The organism is Nitrosospira sp. Nl5, assembly GCF_900102495.1.
GTDB lineage: Bacteria > Pseudomonadota > Gammaproteobacteria > Burkholderiales > Nitrosomonadaceae > Nitrosospira.
The window spans coordinates 27,796-44,770 of the sequence record NZ_FMVQ01000005.1; the positions used below are offsets into that span (position 1 = coordinate 27,796).

The 16,975-nt window shown below is 53.1% G+C and carries 12 protein-coding genes; all 12 read right to left on the reverse strand.

From position 1 onward, the window contains the following. Positions 1-121 precede the first annotated feature (121 nt). The 12 genes from BLP45_RS06600 to pgi all read right to left on the reverse strand — a co-directional run bounded on the left by BLP45_RS06600 (position 122) and on the right by pgi (position 16,940). On the reverse strand, positions 122-1,654 hold the full coding sequence (locus BLP45_RS06600) for a 2-isopropylmalate synthase (RefSeq protein ID WP_090371269.1): 1,533 nt from the start codon (positions 1,652-1,654) through the stop codon (positions 122-124). A 570-nt stretch (positions 1,655-2,224) separates the two neighbouring features. Beyond that, positions 2,225-2,536 (reverse strand): hypothetical protein, encoded by a 312-nt coding sequence (locus BLP45_RS06610; RefSeq protein WP_090371015.1) that lies wholly within the window; start codon positions 2,534-2,536, stop codon positions 2,225-2,227. A gap of 60 nt (positions 2,537-2,596) precedes the next feature. After that, positions 2,597-3,043, reverse strand: coding sequence for a VOC family protein (locus BLP45_RS06615; RefSeq protein ID WP_090371017.1), 447 nt, complete (start codon positions 3,041-3,043; stop codon positions 2,597-2,599). Between the two features lie 290 nt (positions 3,044-3,333). Further along, positions 3,334-5,100 (reverse strand): thiamine pyrophosphate-requiring protein, encoded by a 1,767-nt coding sequence (locus BLP45_RS06625; protein WP_090371020.1) that lies wholly within the window; start codon positions 5,098-5,100, stop codon positions 3,334-3,336. A 492-nt stretch (positions 5,101-5,592) separates the two neighbouring features. Further along, positions 5,593-7,224, reverse strand: coding sequence for a hypothetical protein (locus BLP45_RS06630; protein WP_090371022.1), 1,632 nt, complete (start codon positions 7,222-7,224; stop codon positions 5,593-5,595). Positions 7,225-8,038: 814 nt separating this feature from the next. Next, on the reverse strand, positions 8,039-8,458 hold the full coding sequence (locus BLP45_RS06635) for a hypothetical protein (RefSeq protein WP_090371024.1): 420 nt from the start codon (positions 8,456-8,458) through the stop codon (positions 8,039-8,041). Positions 8,459-8,537: 79 nt separating this feature from the next. Further along, positions 8,538-8,930 carry a hypothetical protein gene (locus BLP45_RS06640; RefSeq protein WP_090371026.1) on the reverse strand — a complete coding sequence of 131 codons (393 nt, stop codon included), beginning with the start codon at positions 8,928-8,930 and terminating at the stop codon, positions 8,538-8,540. 417 nt (positions 8,931-9,347) lie between these two features. Then, a complete protein-coding gene (locus BLP45_RS06645; protein WP_090371028.1) occupies positions 9,348-10,214 on the reverse strand; it encodes a carbonic anhydrase family protein in 867 nt (288 codons plus the stop codon). 361 nt (positions 10,215-10,575) lie between these two features. Next, positions 10,576-11,991: a glucose-6-phosphate dehydrogenase gene (gene zwf / locus BLP45_RS06650; protein ID WP_256327730.1), complete on the reverse strand. Its 1,416-nt coding sequence runs from the start codon at positions 11,989-11,991 to the stop codon at positions 10,576-10,578. Between the two features lies 1 nt (position 11,992). Beyond that, the gene (gene gnd, locus BLP45_RS06655; RefSeq protein WP_090371030.1) at positions 11,993-13,012 is read right to left on the reverse strand and encodes a phosphogluconate dehydrogenase (NAD(+)-dependent, decarboxylating); all 1,020 of its coding nucleotides are present in this window, start codon (positions 13,010-13,012) and stop codon (positions 11,993-11,995) included. A 145-nt stretch (positions 13,013-13,157) separates the two neighbouring features. Continuing rightward, positions 13,158-14,870 carry a phosphoglucomutase (alpha-D-glucose-1,6-bisphosphate-dependent) gene (gene pgm, locus BLP45_RS06660; RefSeq protein ID WP_090371273.1) on the reverse strand — a complete coding sequence of 571 codons (1,713 nt, stop codon included), beginning with the start codon at positions 14,868-14,870 and terminating at the stop codon, positions 13,158-13,160. Positions 14,871-15,272: 402 nt separating this feature from the next. Beyond that, the gene (pgi, locus tag BLP45_RS06665; protein ID WP_090371032.1) at positions 15,273-16,940 is read right to left on the reverse strand and encodes a glucose-6-phosphate isomerase; all 1,668 of its coding nucleotides are present in this window, start codon (positions 16,938-16,940) and stop codon (positions 15,273-15,275) included. Between the last annotated feature and the right edge of the window lie 35 nt (positions 16,941-16,975).

Below are 16,975 nucleotides of genomic sequence, written 5' to 3' on the forward strand. Positions count from 1 at the left end.
CGGCCGACAGGATTGAGAAAAGAAACTCGGCGTGTCCCTACGCTATTTAAGGCATAGGCAACTGATCCCTCTGTCTAAACGCTGAATATGCTGAATATATTTTGCCCTGCCCAGTCCTTAGCTATACCTGCGGGTGAGCCCGCTCCAGCTTGCTGTGCAATTTATTGAGCGCACTAAGGTAGGCTTTGGCGGATGCCACCACAATGTCGGTATCCGCGCCATGGCCATTGACGATGCGGCCGGATTTTTGCAATCGCACTGTCACCTCACCCTGTGAATCCGTGCCGCTGGTGATGGCATTAACTGAAAATAATTGTAACTCGGCGCCACTTGCCAGAATTTTCTCGATGGCCCGAAAGGTGGCGTCCACGGGTCCGCTGCCGTCCGACTCGGCACGCGATTCCTTGCCTTCCTCGGCAATTACGATATGGGCATATGGCGTTTCGCCGGTTTCGCTATGCGCAATCAGAGACAGAAGCTTGTAGTGTTCCTGCAAGGCCATGGCATCATCTGAAACCAATGCATGCAGGTCTTCATCGAAGATATCATGCTTCTTGTCGGCCAATTCCTTGAAACGCATGAATGTCGTATTCAGCACTTCCTCTGATTCCAGTCCGATACCCAACTCCGCCAGCCGGCTGCGAAAAGCATTGCGCCCGGAATGCTTGCCAAGCAGCAGTTTGTTGGCACCCCAGCCAACATCCTCGGCGCGCATGATTTCATACGTTTCGCGGTGTTTAAGTACACCATCCTGATGTATGCCGGATTCATGGGCGAACGCGTTTGCGCCGACGATGGCCTTGTTCGGCTGCACCGGAAAGCCGGTAATGCCTGATACCAGCTTGCTCGCCGGGACGATATGAACGGCATCAACGCGGGTGTCGCAAGGGAAGTAATCCTGGCGCGTGCGTACCGCCATCACGATTTCCTCCAGCGAGGCATTACCGGCGCGCTCGCCTAACCCGTTTACGGTACATTCCACTTGCCGCGCACCGTGCATCACCGCTGACAGTGAATTGGCCACAGCCAAGCCCAGGTCATTATGGCAATGTACGGAGAACACCACCTTATCGGAATCAGGTATACATTCACGAAGCGTCTGGATGAGCTTGCCAAATTGCTCCGGCATGGTGTAGCCAACGGTATCGGGAATATTCAACGTCCTGGCACCAGCATTGATGACTGCATCCAGCACGCGGCAGAGAAATGTTATATCGGAGCGGCCTGCATCCTCCGGAGAAAATTCCACGTCGTCTGTGTATTGGCGCGCCCATTTTACAGCTTTCACCGCCTGCTCTATGACTTGGTCAGGAGACATGCGCAGTTTCTTCTCCATGTGAATCGGAGAAGTGGCAATAAAAGTGTGAATACGTGCCGAACCAGCACCGCGCAAGGCCTCCCCGGCGCGCCTGATGTCGCCTTCCGTCGCCCGGGCAAGGCCGCACACCGTGCTTTCCTTAATCGCATCAGCTACCGCCTTCACCGCCTCAAAATCACCATTGGAAGCGGCCGGAAAGCCTGCCTCGATGACGTCCACGCGCATGCGTTCCAGTTGTTTCGCAATACGTACCTTTTCTTCCCTGGTCATGGATGCGCCCGGGCTCTGCTCACCATCACGCAACGTGGTATCAAAAATAATCAAATGATCTTTCAATGGCTTCTCCGTTTCAGAAAGCATGCTTAAGCTGTAATACAGATTTCGGAACAGGTTCCGAAAGATAAAAACTTTTAAGGGGAGGTGTAATAGTTAGCGCGCGAAGCGCAGCAGCGGTCGTGCCAGAAACGGCGGATGGTATAAAAAGTGGAGCGGGAGAGTGTGTCGGGTCTGCTTCATGTGAGAAATATAAAGGGTTTCCCGGGTTCGCGCAACAGTTTCGGGGGAGTGATCGATTCGGGTTCATGCGCTCCAGATGGCCTCTACCAAAAAGGTACATTTCAGATAGTTTTACAAATTCCTAATATCGAGATGGCATCAGTGCTAGCGGATCAACAAATCGGTGGAATAATCCTCTGGATTCACGGGGCAATGATGAGCGCGAACGGCGTGTTACTAATATTTCGCAAAAACCAGCCCTCATCGATTGAAAGGGAACCACTACCACTTACTGATGCAGCAGCGGAGGTCGACAAAAATTGGGTGTAGGGAAGGTCCGGCTCGACGCTTCGAAACTGACTTTCGGCGAGAAGCCCATATGCCGCGTCATATGGATTTTCTACCAGGTAACTAAACGCCACCGCAGGTATCGAAATTAAATAGAACGCCTGTAGCGCATCTGGCATCTGGTACGGCAGGAGCATCGCCATACTGCTGAAACAGCGGTTCGATCCCGACCTCGATCCGCCAGATATCCCGAACAACGCCTCTGACATTATCGGCATTGGACTCTGGCGCCTCGACAACATACTTGAGGCCGTGCGACTTCTGATACGAGTACTCCGTATCGTCATGCGTCGGCTCCTCCATTGGGGCGTTACGAATCTGATCTTGAATAGCACGTAGATCGAATTCGCTGTGGAAAGGAAAATTGGGATTCATTAATCTATCCTGCTGTCCCTGAAGTGGATCAAGCTTCGCAGACCTCTACGTATTCCCGATTTACGACTCGATTCCTTTCTTGCGCAGTTCCGCTCGCGCCTCTTCGCTCTTGTCCAGGTCAAGCCCCATGAACTTTAGCACGGCGGGCGTCTTTGTGAATTGCAGATCGCGGTATTCGACCACTTGAATGCGATTGCCCCACGGATCGAGGAAGTCGAGGGTAGTGTCTCCCAAAATCGTCGCTCCCGCCGCTTTGGCGAGCTCCCGTACTTGGGAACGGTCATCGACGACGAGACCGAAATGCCTGTCATCGTCTGCGCTCTGCGATCGCCCTTCGGTCAGAGCGATGAACTGGTCGCCCATGTCAATGAAGGCAGCGTGTTGGCCACGACCCCGCAACTTGAATGAAAAGATGCGAGCATAAAAAGCCAACGCCTCCTCGATATCTCCGACCTCTAACGCGATGTGATTGATGCCGACCATGCGTGGCTTCGTTTTCTCGTTCATGCTGTTTCCCCAAATGATGACGCTGGTTTTATTGAGAAGAGAAAAGTTTTTGCTTGTCTATCTTACGTGTGCCATTTTCTTCTTGGTCCCCGATAAACCACCGGGCATAACTTTGCCGTCGATTCTGTACAGCATTCTGTGTTTTTGGGGATTGCTTGCGAAATTCCGTTTCAATATAGATCATTTCAATCTGTAGGCCTCGCCAGATATCCATCACCGATTGCCCAACGTCTCTGGCCTGCGAATTTATGTCATGATAGTCGTAGCCGATGTACGCATTCTTGGCGCCGCTACGCAAAAATCTGTTTAACCAATTGTTTGATGACGCCGGCCGAGTCCGAGTCGCCTTGCAGCATTGCGGACGCATACGCTTTTGCTTGTTTGAACGTAACATGTGGCGGCAGCGGCGGTACGTCCGGGTCGGTGTACGCTTCGAGCACCACTGGCCGATCTGTGTTTAGAGCATGATCCCAGGCTCTGCCCACATCTTCGGCCCGGTCAACACGGACGCCATGGAGCCCGATTAATTCGGCGTAACGCGCATAGGGAAAATCCGGTACATCCTGCGACGCGTTGAACTTCGGGTCACCTTCCGTAACCCGCTGTTCCCATGTCACCAGATTCAAATCACGGTTGTTGAGGACCATTACGATCAAATGCGGGTCACTCCAGCGCCGCCAGTATTTGGCGATGGTGATGAGTTCGTTCATGCCGTTCATTTGCATCGCGCCGTCTCCGACCAGGGAGATCACCGTCCGCTTTGGATGCGCAAATTTCGCCGCGATTGCATACGGCACCCCCGATCCCATTGTCGCAAGGCCGCCTGAAAGCGAGGCCATCATGCCCTGGCGTATTTTCAGGTTCTGCGCATACCAGTTAGCTGAAGAACCTGAATCGCAAGTGAGAATGCAATTATCTGGCAGGCGCGAAGATAACTCCCAGAATACCCTTTGCGGATTGATTGGGTTGGCCGACTCCGTCGCCCGCGCTTCCAGGGTTTTCCACCACTCCGCAACATTTTTTTCAATTCGTTCGCGCCACGCGCGATCGTTTTTTTGTTTCAATAATGGGATCAGAAGTCTTAAGGTCTGTGCGCTATCACCCACTAAATTCACTTCCATCGGATAGCGAATACTTATCATCCGGCCATTGATGTCAATTTGTACCCCGCGCGCCTGGCCTTCTTCGGGCAGGAATTCGGAATAGGGGAAGCTCGACCCGATCATCAGCAGCGTATCGCATCCGGTCATCATCTCGTAGCTGGGTTTAGTGCCAAGCAAGCCAATCGAGCCCGTCACATATGGCAATTCGTCGGAAACGGCGGCCTTTCCCAGCAACGCTTTGGCGATTCCGGCGCCGAGCAGATCGGCCACCTTGATAACCTCAGCCGTGGCATTCAATGCGCCCGCGCCAATCAATATAGCGACCTTCGATCCAGCGTTAAGCGTATCAGCCGCCCGGTGCAGCTCGTCGGCCCACGGAACGACCCGCGGTGCCTTATAACCAATTCCCGAATGCACGGTGCCGTGCTCGTGCGGCGGCTGCTCAGCATCCATTTCCTGAATGTCGTTGGGTATGATGATGCAACATACGTTGCGTTCAGCCTGAGCAATGCGCATGGCGCGATCGACAATATGGCGTATCTGGGAAGGTGTCGATACCATATGCACGTATTCATGCGCGACATCTTTGAACAACGAGATAAGGTCGATTTCCTGCTGATAGTTGCCGCCGAGAGCAGCACGTTTCTGCTGCCCGACAATCGCCACAACCGGCTGGTGATCGAGCTTGGCGTCATACAGGCCATTGAGTAGATGAATGGCGCCGGGGCCGGAGGTGGCGATACATACGCCGACTTCTCCGGTAAACTTGGCGTGAGCACATGCCATCAACGCTGCCATTTCTTCATGCCGAACCTGGATAAAATCGAGTTCGGCGGAAGTGCGGTTCAGGGCACCCATTACTCCGTTGATGCCGTCGCCTGGATAACCAAATATCCGTCTGACTCCCCATTCAGACAGACGCCGCACTAGAAAGTCACTGACATTCTCCTTCATTGCGCAATCTCCTGTTCGATCTTGCGGTCTGTATGAGCGTCTGACGCCGCCCCACCCGTTTTGACTTTCGAGGCGGTATACGCGTTGCAATCCTGTTGTTCGTTTCTTTCCAACAAGCAATAAGACACGCGGCTTGCCGCGGATGTACAGATACTACGCCGCATGACTCATGTTTCTGTGCGCTAACACACTTACAATTTTTCACGATTGGCAAGTATCCGGTATCGGGTTGACTCGTTTCGGCCGCCTTGACGACACGCAGTTCGGGTTTATGAATTAGCGGGAGCGGGAAGAGGCGTCACGTAGGTGAGGGAGGGCCTTCAGCAATTCCACTCGACTGGCCTCACCTGATACCGGGACGAAATGGTATCCAGGAGAATCAGGCTCCTGGCTATAAACCGCCGGAATCTGTACGAGGGAAATATCGGGAGATGCATCACCCCAGGCAGGTCTCGACCTGCCTGGAAGCGAATACAAGGAGGATATGGACTGCTAGAAAGCGACCTGATATTGCAAGACGAACTGTCCCCTACTGGAGGTTTTGACGATATCGCCCGCTGCGTTCGCATTGAATATGGGTCTGTTCTGGTAGTCAAAAGTGATCTTGCTGTTATGCCCCTTTAACAACCAGTTTACCCCGCCGTTAAATACGTTCATTTGATCATGCAGGCGTTGCCAGTTAGCGCTTGTCAGAGAAGCGTAGAGCTGGAGCTGGCCATTATTTCCCGGAATTAAATCTTTCGGCAATAAGTAACCGATCTGGGAATACCACATTTCACCTGTGCCAAACATCGGATAGGTGTTACCGGCCCCGTTGAAACTTCCCATCGCGCCAACGCCATTGGCGGAGTTCTGCCCATTCCCATTGTTCCGAATATAATTCGGGCCATAGTCGTAGACGAAATAACCGATATAGGCAGAGACTGCCGTTTCCTTCACCTTATCCACCGCGGCGTCCAGGTAGCCGGCAACCGACCAGTGGGTCATATCATGATACTGGGCATTTGCCGGCGAGGTGCCGGTCCACATGGCATTTTTCTCGGTGATAAAGCCAGCTTCCAGATTCAATATGTCCTTCTTGCCTAGATAGGTTCCCTGCATGTAGTCGTTTGTCATCGGCTCCGTGTCCCAGAAGTTCCAGTAAAACATGCCTCCGTATTGTTTTTTATGCCCAACCTGGGCGAAATCGGAAATGGTTGGCGAAATGGCGCCACTATTTGCGATCCCATCTGTGGTGATCGGGAACGAGTCTTGCGCTGCTATCCGATAGCGGAACTTGCTGATCTGGCCACGGAGATAAACGCCCAACTGCCTGTTGAACAGTTGCGTCCTTTCCGTGCTGTACTGGCCTGCAATGGGGACATCCAGAGTCAGGATAGTACTTACGCTGGGGGAGCTGAAGCGGGAAAGACCATTGGCCATCGAAAGCCCACCACCCACTATCATCTGATGCCCTTGCGTCAGCCGCAGCTCAGCAAATGCATCGTGAAAATAGGGCATGGCTGCAATATGCCTGTTATCGTTCTGCTGAGACAGAAAATTGAAATTGTTTATCCCGTATTGGGTGTAAAAGTATACCCGGTCAGTGAGCTGCCCTTGCAATACAAGACGGGTCCGGCGAAGACCGACATCGGTCGTGTCGTCTACGGGCTGGTCTTGTATGAGCGATCCCGGATTATTTTGCTCATACCGCCCCTGGATCTGGTTTAGCAGGCCAAATTTGATGTACTGGCTTCCGTCGCCATTAAGGTTGTATTTAAAGGGATCTTTTTCCTTCCAGTTTGCAAACCCAAATCCTCCCGGCTTCGCCGCAACGTCCTTTGGCTTTGCTGGAACGTCTCGAAGGAGGACACCCCCTTCCTTGCCAGTGGCCGGCGGCTCGCTTGAGGCAGTACTGGGCGCCGGTTTCCTGGGTGTATCCGGAACTTTCTCAAAAGACCCCATGCGTACCCGGCCTTCCCCAGGTTCCGAATAAATCTGCTTGGTCTTGGTATCGACAAATAAATCGATGGTATAAGCTTTAGATGATGTTTCGGAATCCGGAGACGCTTGCTTATCCTGGGCATGCAGAGAAGTTGAGAATATACAACAACAGCATGCGATTAACGAAAGACTGAGCTTCATTAAATATACTCCGCTTTAAGAAGATTGAGGCTGAAATGTGAGAACAAAGAATATTTAAATTGAGTAAGGGAACTTTTGCGTTCCCGTTTTTAATTACTTCTAAGATTTTTTGCTTACCAGAAAAATAACACGGTAAAGGTCAAGAAAATGTCATGTGCAGGTGAAAATTCGGTGATTCGTTTGTCATTAAAATGTCAGGTATAGGTCAATAATTCGTGAAGGTATACCCCATGGGTTTATGCCGTCATTCTTTTTTTAGGATTGAGTAGCCGATGGACGCCAAGCAGGACGTTATGACGCTAGGATTTGGATGCGGCAGGGGTGGCCGTAGGGCACTTTAGATAAAAATAGAATGGAGTGCGGCAATTCCGAATGTCATGAATCCGGCCCTCGCCGCTCATTTTTAAGGTGGGCACGATGGCCTGTAAGGGTATTTTCTCCCCGCCTGAATTTCATTTCCCTGGAGGGGAGCGTTGCAGGAGTTCTAAGACGCATGGTGCATTACTGGCAATACCTTGGAATAATGCGCGCGGTAGTGTCATACGAAGGACCGTACGAAGTCAGGATCCGGGCAGATAAATATGTTTATCTTGAGTGACTGGCGCGCGCAATCACCTATGAAGGCTCTTTCGTAAATTCTTGGGAAGGTGCGAAGCTTTTACGGGGGGTTGGGCTAGCGATTTCTAAGACATGATCGATCGGGGTGTCATTATTCCATGGAATCCCGCTGATAGGCAGAATGCTAAAGTCATAGGCGAGCTCCTTGTGTCACGAACTCCGTACACGTGGTTCTATTTATTTTCCGTCAAATCTTCTATCCACCCCCGGCTCCTCCCGCCGAGATATTGGTATCCACATCCGGGTCAGGTCCCGGAGGCCTGTCCGGTCCGTAAAAGAGCTTCATAATTCTGCGGAGAAAGCTTTTCTGCTCCGGGGCAGGTTGCTCGCACGCGTCAGCCTCCTGCTCTTCACAGTCCTCGTTGGGCGAAACGTCAGCCCCGAGCTGGTCGGGCGCATCACCATCCTTCTTTGCCGGCGTATTCTTCTGTTCTCCCGGGGAATTTTCTCTTCCAGACTGCGCCGCCTTAGGACCAGGTGTTTCAGGCGTCGAAGCGCTGTCTTTCCCTACCTTGTCACTCTGTGCGTGGGACACGCCCGCAGCGGCGAAAATCAGGATACCGGCAAGTACCACCGACCGAGCTAAGGCGCGTGGAAGGATGTCAGTATGTTTCATGATAATCTCCTGCCATTCTTCAGCGGAAGAGCAAAATGAGGCGACGAAAAGCTGCCCTAATTGTTACCAGAATGCGGAATTAGCCTCCCGCACCGCCCGCTGAGATATTTTCGTCCATGTCCTTGTTCGGTCCAGGGGGCGTATCCGGTCCGTAAAAAATCCTTATGACTTTGCAGAGAAAGCTTTCCTGGTCGGGTGTGGAGTATCTGCACGATCCCGATTTTCTTCCCTCCGATGACCAGCCTGATGACGAATTCGCCTGATCAGGCGTGTCTGGCGCGGAGGCGGAGCTGCGATCTTGCGGTGGTGCGTTTCCTTTGGCAGCGTCTCCCTGGCCCTGACCTGATACTGGGGCGCCTCCCTGCTCTCCCGCGCGGGTTTGTGCATGTGCCACGCTTACCGCGCCAAGAATGATGCTGGCAAGTATCACAGATCGGGCTGCAAAGCTTTTCAGTGTGAGAGTGTGTTTCATGATAATTTCTCTCCTATCGGTGCCGTCAAAGTAGCTGAATAAAATACTACGCCCATCCCCCGGGTTTTTCCACACGTCGATTAATGAATCCAATCAGATAGAACATCGCATTGTGAGGCAAAGAAAGCGTGAATTGGAGCAGGACGGCTTGTGGCAAAACTAGTAGATGATTGACGTGCCGCATTGATGCGCTGCAATTCCGGGCAATAGACCGGGAGGCGAACAGAAAGAGAAATCCGGTTAGTTCTTATTTGCCGGATTAATGTGCTGCCGGAGAATCCGCAGCGGAAGAAATGGATGTTCAGCGAGGAAATTGGAACGATCGATATGCCTGCTTTAGACTGCCAACATCGGAGAAATATGATGACAGTCTAAAGGCATGTTACGCCTGCTCACGGGAATTATGTAACAGAAGGATTAAGCGGCAGAATTCATAAATGCCGGGTTGACGAGGCGCCGCCTTGCAATAACACTTATCAGGCACAGCCCTGCCAGCAGCATGGCGTAGGTTTCCGGTTCTGGAACCACGGTGGCGAATCCCGGCACATCGGTAAATATCGGCCGACCGTTGAGATCCTGGACTTCACGTGAATCGCCATCGGGAAAAAGTGAACTATAAGCATTGATTTGTGCTGCCGACATCTCTAACGGCTCCGCTAGGTCGACCCATTTCACACCTTCCGAGAAAGGGGGCGTCGTTAGCGAACCGTCGTAGCGAAACGAATTTAGGTTATCCGGGATAAGTGCGTTCAAATTGAAGTGATCAACGGTGAGTGTATCGGTTACGGAATGCGGCAGGTTAGAGAAAATGGGATTTAGCGCTTCATTGAAAGCGCCTTCCTCGACCCATCGGCCCACCACGAGCAGATTATCCTTGGCATCCGAAAATACCAGATGCATCTCCATGGGAAATTTATAGCCATTTTCCAAATGCTCGGCAGGCGTGTGAAAGTGAAACTGCGACAACCTATACGTATCCGGGCCGATTGTCACGGATCCCGCGCCGGGGTCGACGACATTAGCCCTCGCGGCGGTTGCGAACTCATTAGGCGAACCATTATTGATCACTTTCAGCTGGGTGTCGGAATTTAACGTAAATAAAAGCGGATCCAAGTCCTTGACAAAGGTCGTGTTATTTGTGGTGATATTAATTGGGCTCTGAGCCTCCATTGCAGCCAGATTATCTGCCAGCCTATCCGCCTGGGCGCCAGGTAATGCGCAGAAAAAAATAACGGAGCCCAGTGCTGCCGATCTGGATAACTTAAGAGCGAATGATGTATTCATAAGAAAAGTTCCCATAAAAGTATGACATCCGATATAAAAAACAATAATGATGCGACCTAGCTAAAAAATAACATGCCATGTGTGAAAAAAACGTCGCTTAAATGTTAAAAATTCGTAAAGGATTATATTTGTCATATTCAGTATGGCTGCATCCCAAAACCCCTGCACAAAACATGGATGATGTACTGGTATCTCAATAACTGCCTCCCGCAGTGACAATGTCAACATCATACTTTATTCTATTTAAAGGGGTGAAATTCACAGCTTGTCTCGATTATGGATTGGCCAAGCCGGGGAAGCTAACCGATGTTGAGCAGACATTTTCAGCTTGCCACTGACATGATGGCGAGCGTTGTGAGCATCATATTCTCGATTCCGGATTGTGCCAGCATCCGTCTGCCGCGATCAGGGCCTCGGCTGCTTCGGGCCCCCAACTGCCGCGTTTATAGGGAAGGGCTCTATGGTGCGCCTTGAGAACGGGATCAAGCGCCGCCCAGGCGGCCTCTATTGCTTCTTCACGGGTAAACAACGCTTCGTCGCCGATCATAGCGTCATGCAAAAGCCGTTCATAAGGCGATTCACGGCCAAAGTGTTCTTCGACCAGGCAAAGCTCTCGCTGGTCGCCAATAAACTTCTTCCCCGCACGCTTGACCCGGGCGGCGATAGCAACGGCAGAGATGGGGGAGAGCCGGAAGCGCAAATAGTTGGCATTGCAAAGCTCTGGCCCGGAATCGGCGAAAAGCCGTTGGGGCGGCGGCTTTAGCTGGACAATAACTTCCGTGGCTGTTTCGGCGAGAAATTTGCCTGAGCGCAAGTACCAGGGCACGCCTTCCCAACGCCATGAGTCAATGAAAAGGCGCAAGGCGCAGAATGTCTCAACATCGGAATCTTTCGCCACGCCTGGCTCCTTGCGATAGCCGGCGTACTGGCCGCGCACCAGGTCGTCGGATTTCAACGGACGCATGGCCTGAAAGATATTGATTTTCTCGCTTTGAACGGACCCAAAGCCTGTATGAGGCGGAGGCTCCATGGCAAGAAGCGCAACAATCTGGAAAAGATGATTCTGTATCACATCGCGAAGACAACCTGCGGATTCGTAAAATCCGCCGCGGCCTTCCACGCCAAAATCCTCGGCCAGCGTTATCTGAACGCTGGCCACGTAGTTTCGGTTCCAGATCGGTTCAAGGAAGGAGTTGGCGAAGCGGAAATAGAGAATATTCATGATCGATTCTTTGCCGAGGAAGTGATCAATTCGGAAAATCGAATCTTCAGGGAACACTGACCGGGCCACGCGGTTGAGTTCTTGCGCCGAGGCGAGGTCGCGCCCAAACGGCTTTTCAACGATGACTCGCGCTTGATCGGCTAAACCGGTAGCGCCCAGCCCCTTTATGACAGTCCCGAAAAGCGAGGGCGGAATGGCGAGGTAATGCGCGGGCCGCCGGGCGTCGCCCAGTGCCTGCTTAAGCGCCTTGAATGTGTCTGGACTATTGTAATTACCGCTGACGTATCGAAGCAGGGACAGGAGATGGCTAAGTGCATTTCGATCGTCGACTTTTCCGGAATGTGTTACGGCCGCAATCGCCTTGTCGCGAAGTTGCGCCAGGCTGTAGTTGGTGGAGGCGACGCCGACTACCGGCACATTGAGAATCCCCTGCTTTGCCATGGCATACAGCGCCGGAAAGATTTTTTTCTGGGCAAGGTCGCCTGTTATACCGAACAGCACCAATGTATCCGACTGTGCCGCGCCATGCGCCCTGCCCATCTCAGTCACATCCATCCTAGTCCGCTCCTTTTTTTTCGTCATGTCCCCCGAATCGCTTTCTCATCGCGGAGAGCAACCGGTCGGCGTAGTCGGCGTTGCCGCGGGATTCAAAGCGGCTGAAGAGTGCCGCGCTGATGACCGGCACAGGCACGCCCTCATCGACCGCGGCCAGCGTTGTCCAACGTCCTTCGCCGGAATCCGACACACGTCCCGAAAATTTGGCGAGATCGGCATCCTCGACCAGCGCCTCCGCCGTCAGATCAAGTAGCCAGGACGCCACAACGCTGCCTCGACGCCAAACTTCGGCAATCTCCGGCAGATCCAGTTCATATTGGTAAAACTCGGGGTTTCGCATGGGTGTGGTCTCGGCGTCAGAATCGCACGCCCGCTTACCGGCGTTGGCGCTGTGAAGAATATTCAGGCCTTCGGCATAAGCCGCCATCAGGCCATATTCAATCCCGTTATGGACCATCTTGACAAAATGCCCGGCCCCATGCGGCCCGCAATGCAGATAACCGTGCTCGGCCGTACTGTCAGGTTTGTGGCGACCGACTGTGGGCGGCGCTGCGCCAATGCCCGGTGCGAGAGCGGCGAAGATCGGCTCAAGGTGCTGGACAGTTTCTTTCTCGCCACCAATCATCAGGCAATATCCACGTTCACGGCCGGCAACGCCCCCGCTCGTTCCGACATCGACGTAATGAATTCCCTTTGCGCCCAGCTCCGCGCCCCGTCTTATATCGTCATGATAATAGGAATTACCGCCGTCAATAATGATATCGCCCGCCTCGGCGATCAATACAAGCTTCGCAAGAATCGCATCCACCGCAGCTGCGGGGACCATCAACCACACTACACGTGGTTTAGCCAGCCGAGAGAGTAAATCCTCAAGCGCGGACGTTCCGACGGCGCCTTGCAACTGCAGTTCGTGGACGGTGTCAGCGCGAGGGTCATACACTACGCATTCGTTTCCGGCTCTCATCAGGCGGCGTGCCATGTTAATACCCATACGTCCCAATCCGATCATTCCGAGTTGCATCTTGATCCTCCTTGCAGTTAAGAATTAGCGACGTGCGTGCCGACCCGAATACGACAACCAGGAGGTTCCGGCAGCGTGGAAGTACCGATACCGCTCGTGGCTACTCCGAAGCTTGCGGCCCCGAAGCTCCACGCACCGATTATTTTCAGGCGGATTTCTCGGGAAGATCTATCAGATCCGCGGGTGTGCCGCCGGATGTGGCAAGCGCATCGCCGACTATTGTTTGCGCTTCCTCAAGGATACGGTGCAGATGATCGGTGCCACGGAAGCTCTCGGCATAAATTTTATAGATGTCCTCAGTGCCGGATGGGCGCGCCGCAAACCATCCATCGTCGGCGATCACCTTAATGCCACCGATAGACGCGTTGTTACCAGGCGCCTGGGTGAGAATCGTCCGGATTTTTTCACCAGCCAGCTCTGTAGAGCGTATTTGCTGTGGCGAAAGCTTCGCCAGAACTCTTTTTTGCTCCGTAGAGGCTGGGGCGTCAATGCGTTCAGAAACAGATTTGCCAAACTCGCGCTCCAGTTCCTGGTATATCTGGCCGGGATCGCGCCCCCCCCGCGCGGTGATTTCCGCTGAAAGCAGTGCAGGAATGATTCCATCCTTGTCCGTCGTCCAGACCGTGCCGTCAAGACGGAGGAAGGATGCACCCGCGCTTTCTTCGCCGCAAAGGCCGAGAGAACCATCGTGCAGGCCATCCACGAACCATTTGAACCCGACAGGAACCTCATAAAGCCGTCTGCCGAGTTTTGCGGCTATCCGGTCGAGCATCTGGCTGCTCACCACCGTTTTGCCTACCGCTACATTCCTGCTCCACTCCGCACGATGCTGGAATAGGTAGTGAATGGCAACGGAAAGGTAATGATCCGCCGGCAGCAAGCCCGCACTCCGGGTGACAATCCCATGCCGGTCATGATCGGTGTCGCAGGCAAAGGCGATATCAAAGCGGTCTTTCAGGTCGATCAACCCATGCATGGCGTAGGGCGAGGATGGGTCCATGCGAATCTGGCCGTCCCAATCCAGCGTCATGAAACGGAAGGCTGGATCGACCAACTCATTGACAACGGTCAGGTCCAGCTTATAGCGTTCCGCGATCGCACTCCAGTAGTGGACGCCGGCACCGCCGAGCGGATCCACCCCCATGCGGATGTTCGCATCGCGTATGGCATTCATATCAATCACGTTGTCGAGATCGCTTACGTAAGTATTGAGAAAGTCATGCTGATGCGTCGTAGATGCGTGCAACGCCTTCTCGAAACATTTCCTTTTCACCCCCGCCAGATTATTTCTCAGAAACGCGTTGGACATGGACTCGATTAGAGCAGTGACACCCACGCTGGCCGGGCCGCCGTTTGGGGGGTTGTATTTAAAACCGCCGCTCTCGGGTGGATTGTGAGAAGGCGTGATGACTATCCCGTCCGAGAGCCCCTGCGTCCGGCCGCGGTTGTAAGTCAGGATCGCGTGAGAAACCGCTGGAGTGGGAGTGTATTCCCCATTTGCTGATAGCATGACTTCGACTCCGTTCGCGGCCAGCACCTCAAGCGCACTGGCGTATGCGGGCTCGGAAAGCGCGTGCGTGTCAATACCCAGAAATAATGGCCCGCTAATGTCCTGTTGTTTGCGGTATTGGCAAATTGACTGGGTAATGGCGAGTACGTGCCATTCATTAAAGCTTGTTTCGAAGGCCGAACCACGATGTCCCGAGGTGCCGAATGCAACTTTTTGCGCCGGCACAGCCCAATCTGGAATCTGCGTGTAGTAGGCGGTAATAAGTTTGGGCACATTCAGCAGCATTGATAGCTGGGCAGGTTGTCCTGCAAGGGAACTGATTTTCTTGGTTGTTTTTTGACTAGGCATGCGGTCCACCGTCTCGTTTCCGATAGCGCAAGCACTTATGCTTGCATAAAAATAATCCTGGGGACGTCCAAAAAACCAGGTGCAACATTTTTCGGAGAAATGTTGCGCGTAGCGGAGTCCTCAAACCAGGCACAGCTAGATTGTTGCAGCCGGTTCGCAATTATTTTATTTTTAGCAGCCTGCCGGACTTAAAGCAAATCCGCTGCAAAAGCTTCGATTCTCCAAGCACGACAGGCGGCTAGACAAGAGCATAGATCCATTATAAACAGGCTGCTTTCGTTGCCAGCTTATTGCATTCTTCTTGAGGCGGTAACGGCTTGAGATCCGGATGAGCTGCTAGGCGAGAATCGGCGGCTGAAATGCAAAAATAACGCGGCTTCCATGTCGCCGCGTCACCGATGCTCATGATTGTGCTTTTCTGCGCTGATTGTAGCGCCTTATCAGCGCATTCGTCGAACTGTCATGGGTCAATGGGATTTCGCTTGCGCTTTCCAGCTCCGGAATAATACGCTGCGCCAGCGCCTTGCCAAGTTCGACGCCCCACTGATCGAATGAATCGATATTCCAAATGACCCCTTGCGTGAAGACGCTGTGCTCATAAAGAGCGACCAGCGTTCCCAGTGTGTAGGGGGTCAGTCGATCGGCGAGAATCGTGTTGGTGGGACGATTTCCGTCGAAAGTTCGATGCGGGCAAAGCCAGTCTGGTGTTCCCTCAGCCTCTACTTCACTCTCGGTTTTGCCAAATGCCAATGCCTCGGTCTGGGCGAACAGATTCGCCATTAATAGTTCATGATGATTATCCAGCGGCTTCAGCGCGTTGCAGAAGCCGATGAAGTCACATGGGACCAGTCGCGTGCCTTGATGGATAAGCTGATAGAAAGAGTGTTGACCGTTGGTGCCGGGTTCGCCCCAAACAATGGGTGATGTTTGATAGTTAACGCGTGCGCCATTGAGCATGACGTGTTTGCCATTGCTCTCCATCATCAATTGCTGAAGATAAGCTGGAAAGCGCTTGAGGTACTGATCATAAGGCAGCACAGCAGTTGTCTGGGCATCGAAGAAGTTGTTGTACCAGATCGCAAGCAGCCCCATGAGTACGGGCAAATTCTTGTCGAAGGGAGCGGTGCGGAAATGCTGGTCCATTGCATGAAAGCCGGCCAGCATGGCGCGGAAGTTCTCCGGTCCGATCGCAATCATGATCGAAAGGCCAACTGCCGAGTCCATCGAATAACGTCCGCCTACCCAATCCCAGAATCCGAACATATTGGCCGGGTCGATGCCGAATTTTGACACTTCCTCCGCATTGGTTGAGACGGCAACGAAGTGCTTGCGCACGGCTCGAACGTCGCCAAGTTTATCCAGGGCCCATTTACGCGCTGCATGGGCGTTGGCTAGCGTTTCGGTGGTGGTAAAAGTCTTCGAACAGATGATGAACAGCGTTTCTTCGGGGTCGATGGCAACTGTCGCTTCGTTAAAATCCGTACCGTCGACATTGGATATGAAGCGAAAGCGCATATCGCGCAAGCTGTAATGGCGCAGCGCTTCATAGGCCATTACCGGGCCAAGATCGGAGCCGCCAATGCCAACATTGATGACATTGCGGATGCGCTTGCCGGTGTACCCTTGCCACCGGCCACTGCACACCTGGTCGCCAAACGCTGCCATTCGGTCAAGTACCTCATGTACCTCAGGTACAACGTCGATGCCATCGACAACGATGCGCTCACTTTCCGGCGCGCGCAGGGCGGTATGAAGCACGGCGCGCTGTTCCGTCGAATTGATCTTTTCACCCCCGAACATCGCATCAATGCGCTTGCGCAAGTCGCATTCCCCCGCAAGCTGCACAAGCAGCCGGAGCGTTTCGCCGGTAATTCGATTTTTCGAGTAGTCAAGATAAATCCCGGCGGCTTCAGCCGTGAGGCGCTCACCTCGCTGGGGATCGTCAGCAAAAAGCTGCCGTAGATGCAAATTCCGGATTATCTGGTAATGTTCTTCGAGCGCCTTCCACGCGGGGAGTTCTGTCAGGGATTGCGTTTTTAACGGCGCAACGCCAGCCGGCTCACTGTTCATGCTTGGCCGGTCTGCGCCCGGGGCTCCATGAGATA

Excerpts from the sequence above, each read along its gene's own strand:
- BLP45_RS06610 (WP_090371015.1), bottom strand. The coding sequence starts at position 2,536 with ATGAATCCCAATTTTCCTTTCCACAGCGAATTCGATCTACGTGCTATT.
- BLP45_RS06615 (WP_090371017.1), bottom strand. The coding sequence starts at position 3,043 with ATGAACGAGAAAACGAAGCCACGCATGGTCGGCATCAATCACATCGCG.
- BLP45_RS06625 (WP_090371020.1), bottom strand. The coding sequence starts at position 5,100 with ATGAAGGAGAATGTCAGTGACTTTCTAGTGCGGCGTCTGTCTGAATGG.
- BLP45_RS06630 (WP_090371022.1), bottom strand. The coding sequence starts at position 7,224 with ATGAAGCTCAGTCTTTCGTTAATCGCATGCTGTTGTTGTATATTCTCA.
- BLP45_RS06635 (WP_090371024.1), bottom strand. The coding sequence starts at position 8,458 with ATGAAACATACTGACATCCTTCCACGCGCCTTAGCTCGGTCGGTGGTA.
- BLP45_RS06640 (WP_090371026.1), bottom strand. The coding sequence starts at position 8,930 with ATGAAACACACTCTCACACTGAAAAGCTTTGCAGCCCGATCTGTGATA.
- BLP45_RS06645 (WP_090371028.1), bottom strand. The coding sequence starts at position 10,214 with ATGAATACATCATTCGCTCTTAAGTTATCCAGATCGGCAGCACTGGGC.
- zwf (WP_256327730.1), bottom strand. The coding sequence starts at position 11,991 with ATGGATGTGACTGAGATGGGCAGGGCGCATGGCGCGGCACAGTCGGAT.
- gnd (WP_090371030.1), bottom strand. The coding sequence starts at position 13,012 with ATGCAACTCGGAATGATCGGATTGGGACGTATGGGTATTAACATGGCA.
- pgm (WP_090371273.1), bottom strand. The coding sequence starts at position 14,870 with ATGCCTAGTCAAAAAACAACCAAGAAAATCAGTTCCCTTGCAGGACAA.
- pgi (WP_090371032.1), bottom strand. The coding sequence starts at position 16,940 with ATGAACAGTGAGCCGGCTGGCGTTGCGCCGTTAAAAACGCAATCCCTG.